The 21,044-nt window shown below is 33.3% G+C and carries 15 protein-coding genes; 6 read left to right on the forward strand and 9 right to left on the reverse strand.

Annotation, left to right across the window (positions count from 1 at the left end; translation table 11 throughout):
- Window positions 1-75: 75 nt before the first annotated feature.
- From BST92_RS12710 to BST92_RS12735, 6 genes are all read left to right on the forward strand, one after another.
- Window positions 76-1,491 (forward strand): T9SS type A sorting domain-containing protein, encoded by a 1,416-nt coding sequence (locus BST92_RS12710; protein WP_105071790.1) that lies wholly within the window; start codon window positions 76-78, stop codon window positions 1,489-1,491.
- A 172-nt stretch (window positions 1,492-1,663) separates the two neighbouring features.
- Window positions 1,664-2,623: a DUF3078 domain-containing protein gene (locus BST92_RS12715; RefSeq protein WP_105071791.1), complete on the forward strand. Its 960-nt coding sequence runs from the start codon at window positions 1,664-1,666 to the stop codon at window positions 2,621-2,623.
- A gap of 218 nt (window positions 2,624-2,841) precedes the next feature.
- Window positions 2,842-7,926: a translocation/assembly module TamB domain-containing protein gene (locus BST92_RS12720; RefSeq protein ID WP_245910935.1), complete on the forward strand. Its 5,085-nt coding sequence runs from the start codon at window positions 2,842-2,844 to the stop codon at window positions 7,924-7,926.
- Between the two features lie 9 nt (window positions 7,927-7,935).
- Window positions 7,936-10,215: a translocation and assembly module lipoprotein TamL gene (gene tamL, locus BST92_RS12725; protein ID WP_105071792.1), complete on the forward strand. Its 2,280-nt coding sequence runs from the start codon at window positions 7,936-7,938 to the stop codon at window positions 10,213-10,215.
- Between the two features lie 109 nt (window positions 10,216-10,324).
- Complete coding sequence (locus BST92_RS12730) at window positions 10,325-10,819, forward strand: DUF805 domain-containing protein (protein WP_245910937.1); 495 nt, start codon at window positions 10,325-10,327, stop codon at window positions 10,817-10,819.
- 91 nt (window positions 10,820-10,910) lie between these two features.
- Window positions 10,911-12,029 carry an endonuclease/exonuclease/phosphatase family protein gene (locus BST92_RS12735; protein WP_105071793.1) on the forward strand — a complete coding sequence of 373 codons (1,119 nt, stop codon included), beginning with the start codon at window positions 10,911-10,913 and terminating at the stop codon, window positions 12,027-12,029.
- Here BST92_RS12735 and BST92_RS12740 read toward each other — a convergent pair.
- The 9 genes from BST92_RS12740 to BST92_RS12780 all read right to left on the reverse strand — a co-directional run bounded on the left by BST92_RS12740 (window position 12,026) and on the right by BST92_RS12780 (window position 20,912).
- Entirely contained in the window at window positions 12,026-12,772 is a 747-nt protein-coding gene (locus tag BST92_RS12740; protein ID WP_105071794.1) for a DJ-1/PfpI family protein, read from the reverse strand. The two genes, BST92_RS12735 and BST92_RS12740, sit on opposite strands and share 4 nt — an antisense overlap.
- A 3-nt stretch (window positions 12,773-12,775) precedes the next feature.
- A complete protein-coding gene (gene crcB, locus BST92_RS12745) occupies window positions 12,776-13,147 on the reverse strand; it encodes a fluoride efflux transporter CrcB (protein WP_105071795.1) in 372 nt (123 codons plus the stop codon).
- Entirely contained in the window at window positions 13,140-14,171 is a 1,032-nt protein-coding gene (locus BST92_RS12750; protein ID WP_105071796.1) for an SRPBCC family protein, read from the reverse strand. Before BST92_RS12750 ends, crcB begins: the two co-directional genes overlap by 8 nt.
- A gap of 254 nt (window positions 14,172-14,425) precedes the next feature.
- Window positions 14,426-15,052 (reverse strand): response regulator transcription factor, encoded by a 627-nt coding sequence (locus tag BST92_RS12755; RefSeq protein ID WP_105071797.1) that lies wholly within the window; start codon window positions 15,050-15,052, stop codon window positions 14,426-14,428.
- Window positions 15,049-16,824, reverse strand: a complete 1,776-nt coding sequence (locus tag BST92_RS12760) for an ATP-binding protein (RefSeq protein ID WP_146105161.1) — start codon at window positions 16,822-16,824, stop codon at window positions 15,049-15,051. The genes BST92_RS12755 and BST92_RS12760 overlap by 4 nt, the downstream gene beginning before the upstream one ends.
- Window positions 16,814-17,344, reverse strand: a complete 531-nt coding sequence (locus tag BST92_RS12765) for a hypothetical protein (protein WP_105071799.1) — start codon at window positions 17,342-17,344, stop codon at window positions 16,814-16,816. The genes BST92_RS12760 and BST92_RS12765 overlap by 11 nt, the downstream gene beginning before the upstream one ends.
- 220 nt (window positions 17,345-17,564) lie before the next feature.
- The gene (locus tag BST92_RS12770) at window positions 17,565-18,905 is read right to left on the reverse strand and encodes a M28 family peptidase (RefSeq protein ID WP_105071800.1); all 1,341 of its coding nucleotides are present in this window, start codon (window positions 18,903-18,905) and stop codon (window positions 17,565-17,567) included.
- A gap of 151 nt (window positions 18,906-19,056) precedes the next feature.
- Window positions 19,057-19,917 carry a mechanosensitive ion channel family protein gene (locus BST92_RS12775; RefSeq protein ID WP_105071801.1) on the reverse strand — a complete coding sequence of 287 codons (861 nt, stop codon included), beginning with the start codon at window positions 19,915-19,917 and terminating at the stop codon, window positions 19,057-19,059.
- 179 nt (window positions 19,918-20,096) lie between these two features.
- On the reverse strand, window positions 20,097-20,912 hold the full coding sequence (locus BST92_RS12780) for a mechanosensitive ion channel family protein (RefSeq protein ID WP_105071802.1): 816 nt from the start codon (window positions 20,910-20,912) through the stop codon (window positions 20,097-20,099).
- Between the last annotated feature and the right edge of the window lie 132 nt (window positions 20,913-21,044).

Genomic DNA, 21,044 nt, shown 5'->3' on the forward strand with positions numbered 1-21,044 from the left:
TTAATATTTTCTAAAAAATAAGTTCAAACAATCTCAATTCAAATAATCTTCTTTAATTGTAGGAAATATTTGATTATGAGAAGATTAATACTAATAACATTTCTGTTTTCAGGGTTTTCAATATTCGCTCAAAACGAAGGCAATTTTTGGTATTTTGGAGAAAATGCTGGATTAGATTTTTCAACTTCTCCACCAACAGCATTAAGTAATAGTGCTATGAGTACCGTTGCAGGCTGTAGTACAGTGAGTGATTCTAATGGTAACTTGCTTTTCTATACAAATGGCAGGTTAGTTTGGAATAGAAATCATGTTCTTATGAGCAACTCTCCAAGTTATGGTTCAACTGATACTTATAGTCAGCAGTTGATTGTAAAAGATCCAAGTTCTACAAATACTTATTTTATTTTAAGAACGTTTTGGTCGGATTTGGTGCCAGGCCCAGCATTAGATTATCAAATAGTGGATATGAGCTTAGATAATGGTTTAGGTGATATTATACCTATTCAGAATTATAATCATAATGTACAATTTGCTACTCAGGAAAAGGTAACTGCTTTTATAAATTCGAATGGCAATTCAAATTGGGTGGTAACTACTTATTTTGATTATCCAACATTACGCATTTACTCGATTAAAATCCAAAATGGAATAATCGACACTACTACAAGAGTAACTAGTAATTTTACTTCTGTTCCAAATTATTTATTATCAGGACAAGATGGTATTTTAAAAATATCTAAAGATGGTACTAAATTAATTTTAACTGATGGATTTAAAGCAGCTTTATTTGATTTTAATATAAATACAGGTATGGTAACAAACCCAATAAGATTATCTACAAATAGTATTTATAGCAGATTTTATGGTGCTGAATTTTCGCCAGACTCAAGTTTATTATATATCAATGGTAACACTGATACATCGGGTTTAGATTGTAATACTGCTAACCAACGAGCAGTACTTCAATACGATTTATCAATGCCAGCAGGTTGGGAAGCAAATCCAATCGTGTTAAACAATTCAATACTCAATAACGTAAGGCATGGAGATTTACAGCTAGCTCAAGATGGTAAAATTTATGCTGCAAAAAACTGTCAAGCGAGTTTAGGAGCAATTCAAAACCCGGATATTTTAGGTCAAGGAGCAAATTACACGGATAATGCCATAATGCTAGCTCCAGGAACAACAAGCCGTACAGGTTTACCTAATCTAATTCTTCCATCTCAAGCCACAGCAAGTGGTACAGATAATTCTTCTTTAGTAATTCATATGTTTCCTAACCCTGCAAGTAGCTTCATCAACTTAAGTGCTTCAAACCATTTAGTAAGTGCAACGATTTTAGACATTAATGGAAGAATGCTATCGCAAACTAACTTTACAGGAAACACAATAGAACAACAAATCTCATTAGAGAACTTAAGCTCAGGAATTTACTTTGTTACTATTAAAAGTGAAGTAGGGCAAAAGGTAGAGAAGTTGATTGTTGAATAACTTACAGTCTTTATTTAACTTTGAAGAGCCTCTCGTTAAGAAGATGCTTTTTTTATATTTTGATTGTAGCAAAACATGTTTTATAAAACTTAAAGAAAACTTAAAATATTAATGATGGTATGCTTAAGAATATAGGATTAATATATTTGTTTTTTACCCTTAAAATTATAGTTTGAAGTCTATTTTATTATCCCTTCTCTTTCTATCCATAAGTTCTCTAGCTACTGCTCAAGATAGTATTCCTGAGGTCAAAACTACTAATTGGGCATCCTGGGGAAGAGTTAGTTTTTTATTTAATCAAAGTGCTTTTAATGACGACTGGCAAGGTGGTGGTGTTACTAATGTATCAGGTAACCTAGGGATCAGTTATGACATACAATATAAGCGTAAGAAGTTATCGTGGGATACTAAACTGATTAGTGATTTTGGACTTTCTCAAGTAAAAGATCAACGCTACTTGCGCAAGACTACAGATCGTCTAGAATTGAATAGTATACTAGGAAATCAAATTAATCAAAGCTACTGGAATTATAGTACGATTTTTAATTTTAGATCGCAATTTATTTCTGGATATGAATTCTTTACAGAAGAAGAAACAGGTGATGATGGCGTTACCAGACCTATTCAAAAGCGACGCGAGACCTCAGGCGGATTTTCACCATCATATTTTCAATTAGGACTGGGATTTTTATGGAAAAAATCTAAAAACTTCAATTTTAACATTGCACCTGCTACTACTAGGTTAATCACCGTTTCATCTAACTTTACAGATGTTGATATGAATGATCCAGTTGCTGTGGATGATTATACACCGTTTTTTGGAGTAGAGGCTAATAAAACAGCGAGATGGGAAGTAGGCGCGTCTTTCCGTGGTTATACAAAATTTGAGGTTGCTCAAAACATTCATATGGAAAACATACTTAGTCTCTATAGTGACTATCTAGCAGATCCAGAAAATATTGATATAGATTATAACCTCAATCTTTTTTTAAAGGTAAATAAATATATCAGTGGTAACTTTGAATTTCAGGCGATATATGATGATAACACAACTAGAGGTTTTCAAATACGACAGGTCATAGGTCTTGGATTTAAATATGATCTAGGAGAACGTCCTACTAAAAAGGCTTAATATTAATGTAGTAAGTATTTTTATTTATGCTTTCGCGAAAGCGTAGATCAAATACCTTTACGTTTATTATATCTATTTCTATTAAAACGTTTTTGGGCTAATTATTTGTCTGATTATACATTCTTAACAGAAATTTACCGTGGCTAATTATGTTAAATCATTGAACTTTTATCAATTTGCACTCTGTTAAGAACTTAAGGTTATATTCCGAAAAATAGGTGCAAAAACAAAAATCACAAACTTCTATAAAATCACCATACAGATGGCTGCGCAGATTTGGACGTACCATGTTAGGCATCCTTATTTTTCTCTTTTTACTTCTTCTTTTTATACGCAGTCCATGGGGTCAAAATATTATCGTAGGTCAGGCCATAGATTATGTTCAAGATAAAACTGGTACTGAGGTAAAATTAGAACGCGCATTTGTAACCTTTGATGGCAATGTTCAAATTGATGGATTATATCTGGGCGATTTTAAGAATGACACACTTATTTATTCTCATAGTCTAGAGGCAGATTTAGCGCTATGGCCGCTTATTAATGGTACAGGTATCGATATTGATTACCTTGAATGGGATGGACTTACTGCTAGAGTAATCAGACAGGACTCCATAAAAGGGTTTAATTATCAATTTTTAATGGATGCCTTTGCTACAGCACCTGATACAACCGCTAGTCAACCTTTAAATCTTCATATAGGTGAGTTCCGTCTTACTAATTTTGATGTCGTTTACAAGGATCAAGTAGGTGAGATGGATGCTACCGCATTATTTGATGAACTTGTACTGGAAATGAATGAATTGGATCTTGAACAAATGATTGTTGATGTCGAAAATCTTTCATTAAAAAATGCGGTTATCAATTATGAACAAGATGTCGTTACTTCACTGGCAAAAGCAGAAAAAGATCATTTTCCTAATCAAGATACAAATCTAGCTGAGGCCATTACTGATGATGCAAATGATTCTCAGTTACCTTTATTAAAGGCAAATAATATAAATCTAACAAACGTAAAACTCAACTATAATTCTGAGCCAGACGGTATTGCGCTGCGTACAAACATTGGGACGCTAGAATCTTCTATTCCTATGGCTGACGTTCAAAACAATCAGTACGAAATCAGTAAATTTAAATTACATAGCAGTACAGTTGAGCTCTTAATAGAAGATGAATCTACTGTAGTGACCACAACAACTAGTGAACCTATAGTAATAGAATGGCCAGATTTCAATATCAAGCTGGATCACTTAAGTTTCAATGAAAATAATTTCTTGTATCGATTAAATGATGCTCCACTTTCTTCTGTTCAACTATCACCAGATGCTCTTTTATTAACTAAAATAAATATTGAACTGCACGATTTTAATCTTGCAAATCAAAAGGCTAGCGTAGTGCTAGATCAGATATCTCTTAGAGAACACTCTGGGATTGATGTTAAACAGCTATCTGGTGTTATTCAATTAACTGATAAAAATTTTAATATTGAAAAATTGAACGGTCAGATCAATAATAGCGCTATAAACGGTTCTATAGCTTTAGGTTATCAAGGCATTAATCAGCTGGTTAATCATCCAGAGTTATTAAAATTAAATGCGAGTATACCTGTCTATAAATTAGATTTAAAAGATCTATATCGTTTTCAGCCCGATTTAGCGAGTAACAGTTATGTTAGGCAAATAGCTAAACAACCTTTAACGGGACGAATAATAGTAAGTGGTAGTACTGATAATTTACAAGTTGATGGCTTTAATATAAATTGGGGACAGAACTCAGCAACTGCAAATGGAACTTTAACACATGTAACAGATGTGAACCGATTAACCTTTGAGTTTCCTAATATTAATGTTAGTGCCTATAGAACTTCACTGCTGCCTTTTATAAATGAAAAAGATCTAGGGATTACTTTGCCACAAAAAGCACAGTTAATAGCAAATTTATCTGGTAATGTCAATAAAATAAAAGGAAAAGCAGATCTAACAACCAGCTATGGTTTCATGACAATTGATGGGAATTTTAATAATGGTTCAAAAATCCAATTTGAATCAACAGTAGATATAGAGGAATTAGAACTGTCTAAAATGCTTTCTATGCCAGAATTGGGAAACTTAAGCTTACAACTACAAACTAGTGGTAGTGGTTCTAACGTTGAAGATCTAGATGCTAGTATGGATGGTACCATAACTAGTTTTGCCTACAACAACTACCCATTAACTAATATCCCGATTAAAGGAAGTATGAATAATGGATCTGGGATAATTACTTCAAAATTCAAGGATGATAATGTAAATATAGCTTTAGCCTCAAACTTTAAATTAGATCAACAGCTTACTATTGTTGATGCTGCTGTAGATGTTATAGGTATTGATTTAAGAGCTTTTGGTATTACCTCTCAAAATGTAAAAGCAGCTGGTAAGATAGATATGTCTTATGCTGGAAATGGTACTGATTATCAAATTAAAACTACTGTAGATGATGGAATCGCGGTCTTTGATGAACAATCGTATTTATTAGGTCAGTTGAATATGGATGCATTTGTAACTGCAGACTCTACCTCTTTAGATATTAAAAATAAAATGTTAGATCTAGAATTAAGATCTAATACAGGTCCACAAAATATAGCTACAGCACTGCAAAGACACATAGACAGATACCTGACGACTAGTCAACAAATGGACACCATACAGCCTGTAGTGATGAAAATTAATGGTAATGTAAGACCAGCACCTATTTTGCGCGATGTTATTTTACCACGGTTACAATCTTTAGACACGATCAATATTGCAGTGGATTTTAACGAAAAAGAGCGCAAATTAGATAGTGATATTAAAGTAGATTACGTCAAATATGCAGACAGTGAGATTGATAGTTTAGTCATATCATCTCAGTCTGACGCTCAAAATTTACAATTTCAACTAGGATTTAAAAATATTGCTGCAGGACCTATAAATATTAAGCGCACAGCTTTGACAGGTATCGTTGCAGAGAATAAACTGAACATTGATTTCACTTCTTATGATGATGAAGAAAGATTAATTCATTTTGCGAGCACGCTTTCGCGAAAGCGTGATATCGACGGAATTGAAAACCTAATTTTTAATTTATCGATTGATGATCTTATTCTCAATAAGCAGCCATGGTTCATACCAGATTCTAATGAAATAGCGGTAGGTGAACGGCAATTTTTATTTAAAGATTTTAAATTAACTAATGGAAATCAAAGCATAGAATTAAGAAGTGACCTACCTGATACTGATAATGATCACCTAGCTCTTTTACTAGATAATTTTAGACTCCAAGGGTTATTAAGTTATTTAAATTCTGATGAAAAACTAGCAACAGGAATTGTAAATGGTAAATTTATTTTAGATGATATTTATGGCGCTACTGGTATTCTAGCAGACTTGCAGATTAAAGATTTACATGCATTGGAAGTTCCTTTGGGTCAATTAAACCTAGATGCAAAATCATTAGATGGGTCAAGATATGATATGAATCTTGCTATTAAAGGAGCAAATGTAGATTTTGAACTTAAAGGTGATTATGAAGCAACAGATACAGCAGCAAATCTTAATCTAGATTTAAATATTAATCAAGTTAATGTATCCACAATAGCAGGTCTATCAGACGATTTCTTTAAAGACGGTAGTGGTTCTCTAAACGGAAAGTTTAAAGTCACAGGAACTACTATAGATCCCAATTATAGTGGTGAACTTAGATTTAATAATGCTAGTATTAATGTAGCAATGCTTGACACAAATTTTACTTTAAAAGATGAAAAAATAGCAATAGATAATGCTGGCATTACTTTAAATAAGTTGCGTATTGCAGATGCTCAAGGAGATATTTTTACATTAAATGGAAGTATTGGAACTGAGAATATTTTAGTACCAACATTTGATTTAAAATTGAAAGCCAAGGATTTTACAGCCTTGAACAGTACTGCAAAAGATAATGATCTTTACTATGGTAGAGCTACCTTTGACGCAAATGCATCTATAACGGGTAATCTTACTATTCCAGTTATTAATCTAGACTTAACCATTAAGGATGTGACAGATGTAACCTATGTCGTTCCTGCAACTGAATTAGATGTAGTGCAACGTGATGGTATTGTCCAGTTTGTCAATAAACAAAATCCAGATGCAATTTTAACTCAGACTGAAGAGGCATCAGCAACACTTACCGGATTTGATATTACAGCCGATTTTAAAATTAGAGACGATGCAAAATTGAAAATCATCATTGATCCTAGCACCGGTGATAATTTACAAGTGGCTGGTAGTGGTGATCTTAGATACAGAATGACGCCTAATGGCAGAATGACGCTAACAGGACGATATGAAATCGATAATGGCTATTATCAACTTAACCTTTATGAAATTGTCTCTAGACGATTTGATCTTGCTAAAGGTGGAAGCATTACATGGTCTGGAGATCCATTTGATGCAAATTTAGATGTAAGTGCTATTTATAAGGTAGAGACCAGTGCTAGTGCTTTAATGGCTAGTCAAACTAGTGGTGCAGATTTAAGTACTAAAAACAGTTTCCGTCAGCAATTACCTTTCTTAGTGTATTTAAATGTGGATGGTGAATTAATGCAACCAGAGATCAGTTTTAAAATAGACCTACCTAATGATGAACAAGGTGCTGTAGGTGGACAGGTCTATGGTAGACTACAACAACTTAATAATCAAGATCAAGAATTGAATAAACAAGTTTTTTCTCTTCTAGTACTTAATCGCTTTTTCCCTACTTCTGGAACAGATGGAAGCAATGGTGGTACAGCAACTATTGCCAGAGACAATTTAAACCAAGCCTTGAGTGATCAATTAAATCAATATGGAGGTAAATTACTAGGTAAGACTGGTATCGACTTTAGTTTTGGTGTAGATAGCTATACAGATTATCAAGGTACAAGTACACAAGAACGTACACAACTAGATGTAACAGCTAGTAAAAAATTACTCAATGATCGTCTAGTGGTAAGTGTAGGTAGTGAGGTCGATATTCAAGGATCTGCACAAGAAGGTGAAGAAACTCCAGTGATAGGTAATGTAAGTATTGAGTACTTACTTTCTCAAACTGGTCAATGGCGTCTAAAAGGTTTCCGTAGGAATCAGTATGATAATGTCATCGATGGTCAGTTGATTGTTAGTGGTATATCATTGATATTTACTAAAGAGTTTAATGAGTTTAAAAACTTATTTGCTAAAACGGTCCTTGAAGAAAATCAAAAGGCTCGCAAAGAGGAAGAAGAAGAGCGGCAAGAAGACGAAAAATCAACAGAATCAGATAACAAGTAAATCAGACTATTGAAAGCAAACAATTATATACGCAGTCTAATAACCTTGAGTTTATTCTTAATCATAACATCTTGTGCTGTAAAAAAGTATGTGCCCGAAGATGAATTGCTTCTCAATGAGACCTATGTGGATATCAAACTAGATTCACTAACAGATGTAAAAGATGTCGCTGCGTTAAAAGCTCAATTAGATCTCACTATATCGCCGCAACCTAATAGTACTTTTTTAGGAATGAGACCAGGCTTGCATTACTATTATAAGGTTAAAAGGGATAGTGGCGGCTTTATAGCGCGATTTATGAATAGAAAGATAGGAGAGAAGCCTGTCTATTTATCTGATGTAGAACAAGAGGCAACAAAGGATCTATTGCGCAATAGATTAGAAAATAGAGGTTTTTTCTTCAGTAATATAACTTCAAAAACAATTGAAAATGAAAAGCAAAAGGAAGCTAATGTGACCTATGAAGTAACTTTACCTAATCCGTATAGATTAAAAACCTATCAGGTTGATAATGATTCTATACCATTTTATAAAGTTCTAGAAAATCAACTAAAAGACTCTCCAATTAAACCAGGATTACGCTTTGATCTGTCGGCCTTAACACAAGAGCGAGAGCGTATAGATAGCAACCTGAAAGGTAAAGGCTATTATAATTTTAATTCTGGGTTTTTAATATTTCAAGCAGATACTAATCAGTATGATAATAGAAGGTTTGATTTATTTCTTAAACTCAAAAAAGATGTACCTACTAAGGCTATAAAACCCTATCAAATAAAAGCTGTAAAGGTTTACCCATACAACGTTACTGGTAATGATTCTACTGTTATGGATAGTGTGCGTTATGCAGGTAAGGATTATTTACAAGAATCGGATTTTTTTAGACCAGATCGATTAGACCCATTTATTTTATTAGAACCAGGAGATTTATATAATCCATCTAAATCTAGGTCTACTAGTAGACGCTTAGGCTCTATAGGAGCATATAAATTTGTGAATATTGAATATAAAGAGTTACAAGAATCTAATGATAGCCTTAACTACCTAGAGGCAAACATCTATCTTTCTCCCTTAAATAAAAGAGCCCTAAGAGCAGAATTACAAGCGGTCACTAAATCTAATGATTTCACAGGACCTAGTTTAGGACTTACATTTTCTAACCGCAATCTTTTTAAAGGTGGAGAAGTTCTTAATATAAAAGCTACCGGTACCTATGAAGTGCAAGTTGCTGGTAATAGTGATGCTGGTCAGACCAGTACAGAGTTTAGTCTAGGAGCAGATTTAATCTTTCCACGCATGTTAGCACCTATTAACGTGGATAGTGATTATTTCGAATATGCAATTCCTAAGACCAAAACCAGTCTAAGCGCAACTATTTTAAATAGAAGTCAACTATATAGCTTACTCACCTTTTCAGGTAGTTTTGGTTATACTTGGCAAGCAAATCGATATGTAACACACGAGTTCAATCCTATTTCTATTAACTATGTAAATCTGTTGAATACGTCTACAGAATTTGAAGAAATACTAGATGAGAATACCTTTTTACAAAACAGTTTTGAGCAGCAATTCATTTCTGGATTAACTTATTCATTTACTTATAACGAGCTTATTGACGAGCGTAAGAAGGCTTTGTTTTATGTGAATAGCACTCTAGACATAGCTGGTAATAGCATCAGCTTATTAAGCAAAGAAAATGATGAAGGAAAGAATGAATTTCTAGGACTAGAATATGCACAATATGCAAAGGCAGATGTAGACTTTAGATTTCACTATTTATTGAATAAAGATTCTCGTATCGCCACCCGATTTTTTGCTGGTTATGGCTTACCCTATGGTAATAGCGATGTGTTGCCATTTAGTAAACAATACTCTTCAGGTGGCGCTTATAGCGTTCGTGCTTTTAGAACGAGATCATTAGGTCCAGGTGTTTATAGTCCAGCGGATGATGACGATCGTTCCTTCTTTGATCAATCAGGTAATGTTCGATTAGAAGCAAACATTGAATATCGTTTCCCTATCTATAGCTATTTTAAAGGAGCTTTGTTTATCGATGCTGGTAATGTATGGAGCACAGCTGGTAATGGATTACCTGGTGGTAATTTTTCTAGTAATTTCTATAACGAATTAGGGATAGGAGCAGGACTAGGAATGCGTGTTGATGTACAGGGATTTGTGATACGTTTTGATCTCGCTGCACCATGGCATGATCCATCTATGCCATCTGGTGATCGATGGAATTTTGATGTAGAAAACCCAGTATTTAATTTTGCCATAGGTTATCCGTTTTAAAAAAGTCAGGTTAGGTAACGCTTTCGCGAAAGCGTAATCAAAAAAATCTTACAATTCATTATTATTTTTAATAAAATAAGTGCTTAAATTGCTTGCTTAAATTTAACATATGGAAACCAATAACCAACCCCAAAACACAGAAGTACGCTCACGTCGTGAGAGAGAACCATTTATGCCAGAATCCAATGGAATGACCATGATGGAAGCAGTAAAATCGGTTTTTAATAAATATACTGATTTTACAGGTCGTGCAAGAAGATCAGAATACTGGTACTGGCAATTATTTAATTTTATTGTATTTATAATCTTGTATGTACCTATGATTATAGGAGCAGCTACAGAGAATGAGGTGATAGCAATTCCATTTGGAATTCTTATGTTATTATATGTTCTAGCTACTATCATACCATCACTAGCTGTTATTGTAAGACGATTACATGATACTGGTCGTAGTGGTTGGTTTTATTTTATGGGACTTATTCCTTTTATAGGTGGTATTATTCTACTTATATTTTGCGTTGAGGACAGTAAACATGGTGCTAATCAATGGGGACCTAATCCTAAAGGAATAGGAAATGATGATTTTAATCGCAATCAATTTTAAGTAAATCTTAAAATTTAACAAATTACCTTAAATTTTCCTCAACATTTAACTGTTAAAGATATAAACTAGTTATCTTTAAAAATAAAGGTTTATGTGGAGGAAAATTTTTCAGGTTTTAGGCTTAATTGCTGCATTATTAAGTTTATTACCTCTTATAGCTGCAGATTATTGGTGGATACGCATCTTTGATTTTCCACACTTACAACTTACCGCATTTACACTAATAGCCATATTACTTTATTTCTTTACGTTTAAGCCTAAATGGGTAAATGACTATGCCTATATAAGCATCTTAATAGGTTGTTTTATTTTTCAATTTGTAAAATTTATAGATTACACACCATTTGTGGATGTAGAGGTTAAAGACAGTTCTGCTCATGTAAATAATGATTCTACAATTGCTATTTACACTGCTAATGTTTTACAAAAAAACAAAAATGGCGATAACCTCTTTCAAGAAATTAAAGAGAAACAACCTGATTTAATCGTTTTTACAGAAACTAATCAACGCTGGAGTACAGCGATTAATAAACAAATAGGAAAGGATTATCCCTATAAGGTTGAACAACCGCAAGATAATACCTATGGTATGTTGGTTTATTCAAAGATGGCGCTAAAGGATACTAAAATTAAATTTAAAGTAGATCCTAATATACCTTCCATAGAGGCTAAAGTGATGATGAGAAATGGTCATCTATTTCAGTTATACGCGATTCATCCTACACCACCCATGCCACAGCATAACCCTATGAGTACAGATCGAGATAAGGAATTGATTTTAACGGCTATGGCAAGCTATAAATCAGACTTACCTGTGATTGTTTTAGGTGATTTTAATGATGTAGCCTGGTCTGCTAGCACACAACTTACTAAAACGATAGGGAAGCTTTTAGACTTAAGAATAGGTAGAGGTTTTTATAATACTTATCATGCTCAATATCCTTTAATGCGATGGTCGCTTGACCACATCCTTATATCTCCAGAATTTAGACTAAAAGATGCTGGTACTGGTGTCAATTTTGATAGCGATCACTTTCCTTCTTGGGCGGTTTTAACTTTTGAGCCCGATCTAGCATCGCAGCAACAACCTAATGAACCATCTGAAGATGACTGGAAAAAAGTAAAAAAACAGATGAAAAAATCTGGAATTGAAAGTCTGGTAGACTTACCAAACATGATTGACAATGCAGGAGACGAGCTAGCAGATTAATTATCTTTATCTCGATCTATTATTAGATGTGGATAATTTGAGAGATTATATTCTAGCACTAATCCACCGGCAAGATCATTTGTTACCACTGGGCCATACAATAAATCACATAAGTACATAGCAGCCTCAAAGGAGCGCGCACCACCAGCACTGGTAATAACCTTACCATCATGTACAAACCATACATTTTCTCTGATGTCTAAGCTGGGAAATCTGTCTCTCATCATATGGATATCACTAGGGAAAGTGGTTGATACCACATTATCAAGTAAACCTGCTTGAGCAAGAATAAATGCACCATCACAATGGGAAGTTATATAAATCGCTTTGTTCCCTATTTTTTCAACCCAATTTATTAATTCTTTGTTCTCTAAATCACTGTCTAGATGATGCTCTGCACTTGGTACAACAAGGATATCAATATGTGGTGCATTTTCAAAACTATAATCTGGTTGCAATTGCAAACCTTCAAATGTCGTAATCATTTTTGTAGACTGGGCTACGGTAAATGTGTTCATCGCTTTTACGCTTTCGCGAAAGCGAGTATGTTGAAATATATCAAATGGTGCTGTCAGTTCTGTATTATATGTTCCATCCATTACTAAAAAGCCTACATTATAGGCATCTGGAAGTAGAGTAGGAGTTTGACTTTTTATGCTTACGGTGTCATCACTGATAGATTTCTGGTTTTGCTGACATGAAAGTAACGTTATGATGCACAAAAAAGCTATAGTTATCTTCATTTGTTAGGCAATTTGTTTTCCTAGATGGTATGCACAGTAAACTGCAATGTATCCTAATATGATTGTTAAAAATAAATATAACAAGGCGCCAGTATAATTAGTCTCATTAGTAAGTTTAAAGAGATCTACAGAAAAGGTAGAAAAGGTAGTTAAACCACCACAAAAACCGATACCTAATAAAATATAGCCATGACTGTCTAAAATATTTTTATGAGAAAATGATAGAAATAATCCTAATAAAAAACAGCCTAAAACGTTTGCCATAATCGTAGGTAACCATTTGATTTGATCTGTATTCATCCATACGGAAAAAAGAAATCTTATGACACAACCTAAGCCACCACCAATAAAAACAAGTAAAAGTTGTTTAATCATTTTCTAGAACGGGTAAGTAAATCTCTGTTACATTATCTGCTGGATTAGGAGTTAATGCAGGATCTGTTTTGTAGATTTCAAATGGTGCTTGTAAACCAGATATATATCCTTGTTGTGCCATAAACAGCTGGCCTTTTTCCCAGGCTTCTTGTAAATGATCATAGGTACCTTTTAAAGTTACTTTTACAGCTCTTGTAGGCTCTATATAAGTACATAAAACAGGTGCGTCACTTGCAGGAATTACCCGATCCCTTACAGGTACAGCAGCTGAAAATATGACACTATTATTGTTGTAGTCAAACTTTTCATAAATACTCATAGGCATACCATACATAGATATTTTTTCTTCAGTCATGTACTTCATGATATCTTGTAACATTACTGCCATTTCATCAGAAAATTGATCCATGGTAGTTGAAGTAGTTTTATAAAGAATATAACCACCACCATAATCTACTAAACCAGGATTACTGATTTCGTATTTTTTCATTTCAATTAATAAATACTCTTCTATATTATTAAGCCCTTTTTTATACATAGGTCTAATTTCTTCTTCTAAATCTAATCCAAAAATAAAATTCATAACCTTATTTTTGAGGCCATCTTCACCTTTAATATTCCATACTACTTCTGTCCCTTCAGGTACTGGATTTAATGTCATTGTTACGACACTTTTTGAATCAGAAATACTAGTATGATATTCCATTTTTGACTCTATACTTTTGTTGGGTTCTAAAGAAGTAATTGTCATAGAACCATTACCGTATTCATCTTTAAAACTATAGTTTCCATTAATACCTGTTGTTATTTCACCTAACGTATTAGTTACATCAGTAGAATTAGTCCATGGATTCCAATGATTCCAGTTTTTAAAATCTGATATTTCTTCATATATCAATTCTGGAGGAGCTTTTATCGTTTTCTTTTCTGTGATGTAATAAGTACCGTCTTGTAATGAAAAATATACAGCCGCACCTATGAAAATGACTAGTAAGAAGAGAAAGAGATATTTAAGGACTTTCATTTAGGGAAATTTATTTTCTCAAATATACGATTATGCATAAAAAAAACGGTCGGAAAAGAATTCCGACCGTAAATGAGAAAGTCTTATCAGGACTTCCTTCCCCCTAAAATTATTGTAAAAGGAATTAAATTCCTATTCAATTTTTATTTAACAATTCAAATTTAGAGTAGTTTATGATTTAATGAAATACCCTTTAACGGGTATATTTATTCTAATTTAAAGGTAAAAGCTGAAATTGGATTAACAATTGTGAATCACTTGTAATGTTGATGCTTTTGTAAAGCATATCTTAATAATTCTCCTTTACCTTGTAATCCTAACTTCTGTATTATGTTTTTGCGGTGCTTTATTATGGTACTGACAGCAGTAAATCTAATTTCAGCTATTTCTGATGATGTTTTTCCTTGTGCGATAAGTTTTAAAATTTTGCTTTCACTAGGAGATAGTATCGTATTATTATTTGAGGTCTCACTGCGTTCAATCTCTTGTAAATTAATAGAAGCATCAAAGTAGCGTTGTCCCTTACTAGCTTTAATGATTGCTGTTTTAACTTCTTGCAAATTACTGGTTTTTAATATATACCCATAAGCGCCAGCTTTGATCATTTCACGTATGGCTTCTTCATCGTTAAACATTGAAAAGGCTATGACTTTCATATCGGGTTGAACTGATAATGCTTTTTTGCATAATTCTACGCCGTTCATTCGCGGCATACTAATATCAGTTAGTAGAATGTCGGGCTTCTTATATTTTAATTTCTCAAGAAGTTCCTTACCATCTTTTGCTGTACCTACGACCTCAATATCTTGGTCATTATTAAATAGAAGTAAGAGACCATCGATGAGCGATTGATGATCTTCGGCTATTAGTAATCGTATCATTGTAAGGGAATATCTAGATTAACAGTTGTACCATGATTAATATGAGAATCGATTTCCATGGAGCCATCTAAACCTTCTATTCTCTTTTCTATATTAAGTAAACCTATACCAGAAGCTTTAGATTTTGTATCTGCTTGAAAACCTATACCATCATCTTCAACCATAATATTAATGCTGTCTTCGTATGCCGTAAGGCTAATTACGGCATTTGTCGCGTTTGCATGTTTAATTATATTACTTAATAACTCTTGTAATATTCTAAAGATAGTAAGTTCTAAGCTATTTTCTAAGGATTGATCCAGACCGTGATGTAAAACTTCTACTTTCACTTTTCCACCTTGAGAAATTTTTTGTGCTAGCGATTCTAATGCAGGAATCAATCCCTTACTGGCCATAATACCACTATTTCTTGTATGAGACATTAGTCGTATTTTTTCATAGGCTTCATCCAGTAGATTCTCTGTTCTATTAAAAACTACTTGTGATTTTTCTTCACTGAATTGTTCTTTTAGATTTTCAAAGTATAGTCTAACAGTGGTTAATGTGCTACCTAAATCATCATGGAGTTCTTCGGCTAATTTTTTACGTTCTTTTTCTTGTCCAGTTATCATAGCATCAATGGTAGCTAATTCTTGATTTTTAAGAATAGTATCTGCACGACCTTTTTCAAGTTCTTGTTCTTTTTGAGCCAGTAATTTTTTCTTGCGCTGATTGTTGTAGAAAAATAATCCTCCCAAGAATAAAATTATAGTTCCACCAGACAATGCAATAATTTGAGAACGTTGTTTTTCTTTATCAGCTTTAAGTTCTAGGTTTTCTTTTTCTTTTTGTGAAGTTTGATATTTTACTTCTAGTTCTTCTAAAGACCTTGCCGAGGCGATAGTTTTTAAAGAATCTGATATTTTTATTTTATCACGATATAACGTAGCACTTTCTTCATAATTTTTATTAAGATAATATGTCTCGGCTAGGTTTCTAGTTACCATCACCATTTTCTCTTGATTATCAATAGGGTAGTAGTCGTTTAAAGCTTTGTTGTAGTAAATTATCGCTTCATCATATCTTTTGGATTGCTTTAAAGTTTGTGCTTTACTATTGTATAAATCTTTAAGAGTTTCAAAATCTTTTTGCTGTTCATAATAAGGGATTAATGAATTAAAATAATATAAAGCAGAGTCTTTATTGTTAGCGAGGTCGTGTACAATTCCTAGATTTAATTCAATGCTTTTAACCATTTCTATTAAATCATTTTCTTTAGCGATGTATTTAGAATGATGTAACCTCTTTATGGATCGCTTTATACTAGCAATGGTTTCATAATCTTCATTATATATATAATAAAAGTCACAATTGACTAGCATTTTAGCATCTTGTGTGAGATGGGCAATATCACAATTTTCTTGGACTAAATCTTCAAATGGTAGCGCGTTTTCAATAGTAGAAAGATAAGTATAGATAAGCTCATCGTTAATCTTAAACCTAAGCTGTAGAGAGTCTGCAGGAACCTTTTTTTTGGCTTTCAGTAATAGTTTATATGAACGTATTAAATCAGACGATGTATTAGATTCTATTATAGCATTTTCATAATAATATCTTGCCTTTTCAGTATTTGAAAAAGCAAGAGTATCCATGGTTTTTATTAGTTCTTTTGACTCTACAAAATTAGATGCAGCATTTAACTTTGCTAACGACTCTAATTGGGTAGATTGGGAATTCCCTATCTGAGTAAAGCACAAAATCAAGCTTATATATAGAAAAAATCTAGTTCCCACTACTCAAACTAGGTCTTTTAAATGAATGACCTTTTTTAAGAGGTATGAAAATGAGCATACTATCCTTTTCACACTGTAGTCCTTCTTCATTAATATCGATAATGGTTTTAAAACTCTTTTTAGGTTTTAAGTCATTAAGAACAGGTGATTTTATCGATGTTAAAACATCACCATCTCCAGGTGCTTTATGTAATACAATTTCTAAAACATAATCTCCCTCTATATCTTTAAAAGTAGCTGTTTTAACATTTTTGAAGTCATTTTTAGATTCAAAATCGATTTGAGAGATGACCATTGTATTGACATCCATGTATATCATGGCACTTAAACCTACATTACTATTGATACCTGTTTCTGCTATATGATAGGTTTCCATATCTGTACTAGCTAATTGTATTTCAGATTCTAATATTTCGCAGTAAGCATACATTTCTTGTTCAACAGCGCTAGATGTTTCATTTTTAAGTTCAGTATCGACCGCTTTATTATCTTCTTTCACTTCATCTTTACAGGAAGTCATAATTATAATTAAAGCACATAATATTGATAATTTAAATTTCATAAGGAATGGTTTTAAGGTTAGTTAAATATGGTGAAATCAGGTATTATATAACATACCCCATATAGGGTATTTATTATAACAACTTTTAAAGTAACTGTTTTTTCAACCAACAAACAAGTAAGAATAGAAAAAGCCTGTTCAATACGAACAGGCTTTTCTATTATTTAATTATTTTAAACTATCTAAAAACACCGCTAGGGAAACTGACCATACTTTCTATTCCATTTTCACCTACGGCTGCAACTCCAAAAAACGAATTATCTATTACTATTTCTCTTAGTGTATACTCAGTAATATTACCTATATATCGAGAATTATCCCATGTAGGACTGGTTGTATCACGCCAGTAGATTTTATACCCTACAGCATCTTTAACTGGATCCCATTTTAATTTCACATCAGCTTCTACAATCCCACCTATTTTTACATTTATAGGTCGGGTAGGAGCCCATGCTAATTGTGCCAGATTAATAGCATTTACAGCTGTTAATTTTCTAGCATACGGAAAGTTTACGTGCTCAACTACATCACCGTAGTTTATTCCATTCTCTGTTCTAATATCTTGATGTTGCTGTGTATAATTTTCATGTGCCTCCATGATACGTATGCCTGGAAAACCTAAATCTGCAAATGGCCTGTGATGTCCACCGCGACCAAAACGATCTAATCTATATACCATCATAGGTTTCATCTCAGGCATATATTTTTTTACAGATTTGTATATGTAACGGGCTAGTTGTCTAGAAATACCATCTACTTCACCACCATAGAACCTGCGTCCATTGCGCTCGCGTTCAGTCTCAGTAGGATCTGTAGGTTCTGAGAATATTCTGAACTCTCTGTTGTCAATGACTCCATCTACACCTTTAATATTTCCTATCATATCATTATTTAAAAAACCTATGACATTCCATTCTTTCTTCTTGGCATATTCAGCAAGTCCTTTACCGCCAAAAAGGCCTTGTTCCTCACCACTTAATCCTACATAGACTATACTGTTTTTAAATTTGCGCTTGCTTAAAACTCTTGCAGCTTCTAGAGTACCAGCCATACCACTTGCGTTATCATTTGCGCCAGGAGCATCTGTTGTAAAATCCATTGTATCGCTAGCTCTAGAATCTATATCGCCACTCATCATGACCATATCATTAGGATTAGATGTGCCGCGCTGGATAGCCACAACATTTACGACCCAAGCATCTTTAGGAATACGGGTTCCCATGTCAGTAGATACAAAGTCTTTTTGATAAAAAACCTCGAGACAATTACCACATTCTTTAGATATTTTATCAAACTCTGCCTTGATCCATCTTCTCGCAGCACCTATACCGCGTGTATTAGATACTGTGTCTGAAAATGTATTTCTGGTACCAAATCCCGCTAACTTTTTTACGTCTTTTTCAATTCTATCAGCACTTACTTCATCAATAATTTTGTATAAATCTTGTTGCTGTGCGCTAGGTAGTTGTGCCGCAGTAAACATACTGACGAATAGCATTAAAAGAAAACTTTGTTTCATAATTGATAATTTTGCCCTAAGATAATACCTAGAACATTACAAACATTTAGTAAATTGTTAAAGGAGTGATGATGTTTTACGCTTTCGCGAAAGCGTAACCATAAAAAAAGCCCCAATTTACATTGAGGCCTTTAGTTGATAAAAGTATGGTTTAAGCTTCTTTCTGAATTTCTACTGCATGAGGATAAGGAATTTCTATTTTCTCTTTATCTAGAGTTAATTTTGTATTTTCAATAGTCCAGAAATAAACGTCCCAATAGTCTTCTGGCTTACAGTAAGGTCTTACCGCAAGATTTACTGAACTGTCTGCGAGTTCACTAACATTAACAGATGGCGCAGGATCTTTTAGTACCTTAGGATTAGATTCTAACATAGAAAGAAGAGCTTCTTTGGCTTGTTTCATATTTTCACCATATCCTATTCCTACAGTGGTATCAACTCTCATTTTTCCTTCGGCGGTATAGTTAACTATATTTCCATTTGCCATGGGACCGTTAGGGATAATTGCTAGTTTATTTGCTGGTGTTATTAATTTAGTAACTAAAATATCAATTTCTTTTACAGCACCTAGTTCACCTTGCGCTTCTATTAAATCACCAATTTTGTAGGGCTTAAAGATGAGAATAAGTACTCCACCTGCAAAATTTGATAAAGAACCTTGTAACGCTAAACCTATTGCAAGACCAGCTGCAGCAAGTATGGCAGCAAAACTAGCCGTTTCTATACCCAATGTGCCAGCAACTGTAACAATAAGTAGAATAGTAAGCACCCATTTCACTAGATTAGTGAGAAACTTTTTAAGGGTTAAATCATAATCCCTTTTATCCATTAACTTATTAATTACTTTAACAAGTTTTTTAATGATAAATGCACCTATGATATAAATCAGTATGGCCTTCAATAAAGGTACTCCATATTCTAGGGCATAGCCTGTTAGGTTCTCAATACTGAAACCACTAGGGTCAATGTTAACGTCTACGTTTTTTGCTTCTACAATTGGTTCTTGCATCATTTTAAATTCTGTTTAATTATTATTTAACAAATTTATATTTGATAAAGCTAAATTGTGAAATTGTATAGGATTATGTAATCACTATGTTGTTTATCGTTTAAAAATTACCTGTAATCAATAGTAGACCTACAAAAAAGTCACTTTACAAAAGTGGCTTATTTATAAAAAAAATCTTATTCTTATTTCTGTATTTCTACCTGATGAGGATATGGTATTTCTACACCTATGGCGTCTAGGGTAGGTTTAAAGTTTTGTTGTAAATACCAGTGTACTGTCCATACATCATCTGTTAGTGTATATGGTCGTACATGTATGTTAATGGAGCTATCAGCATTTGCCGCAACAACAATCTGTGGTGCCGGATCTTCTAGGACTAATGGATGATCTGTGGCTAACTTACGTAAGGCCTCTATGGTTTTAGGAATATCTGCATCATAACTTACACCTATAGTGGTGTCACATCTTAGAATTCCTTCAGTATTAAAATTGATAATATTACCATTTAGTAATGGTCCATTAGGTATGATAGCTAGTTTGCGTTGTGGGGTTATAATTTTTGTTTGTAGTATATCAATCTCCTTAATTGTGCCTACAATACCTTGAGCCTCAATAGTATCACCAACCTTGAAAGGTTTAAATAAAAGTAATAAAACACCACCAGCAAAGTTAGATAAGGATCCCTGTAATGCTAGACCTATTGCAAGTCCTGCAGCACCTATTATGGCGGCAAAACTGGTCGTCTGTATTCCTAATGTACCAACAATTGAAACGATTAATAGAATCCAAAGTCCCCACTTAATTAAGTTCAACAAAAACTTTTCTAATGTGATATCATACTTTCTTAAAAGCATGAATTTTTGTGTAACTCTTAGAACTTTATTAATAAGCCATCGACCTATTATATAAATTAATATAGCCTTTACTAATGGGATACCGTATTCTAGGATTAGTTCAAATCCTTTCTCTAAATTAAAATTTTCTAGTATTTCTTTCATAGGGCACAAATGTAAAATATGGATTGATGATCCTTGTTTATGATTTGTTAATACTTACTAGAATATTTATATAAAAAACCGCTATCAGCAAAGACTGATAGCGGTTCCAACTTAACTTAATCTAACTTAACT

It is taken from the genome of Nonlabens arenilitoris, from assembly GCF_002954765.1.
GTDB classification, from domain to species: Bacteria; Bacteroidota; Bacteroidia; order Flavobacteriales; family Flavobacteriaceae; genus Nonlabens; species Nonlabens arenilitoris.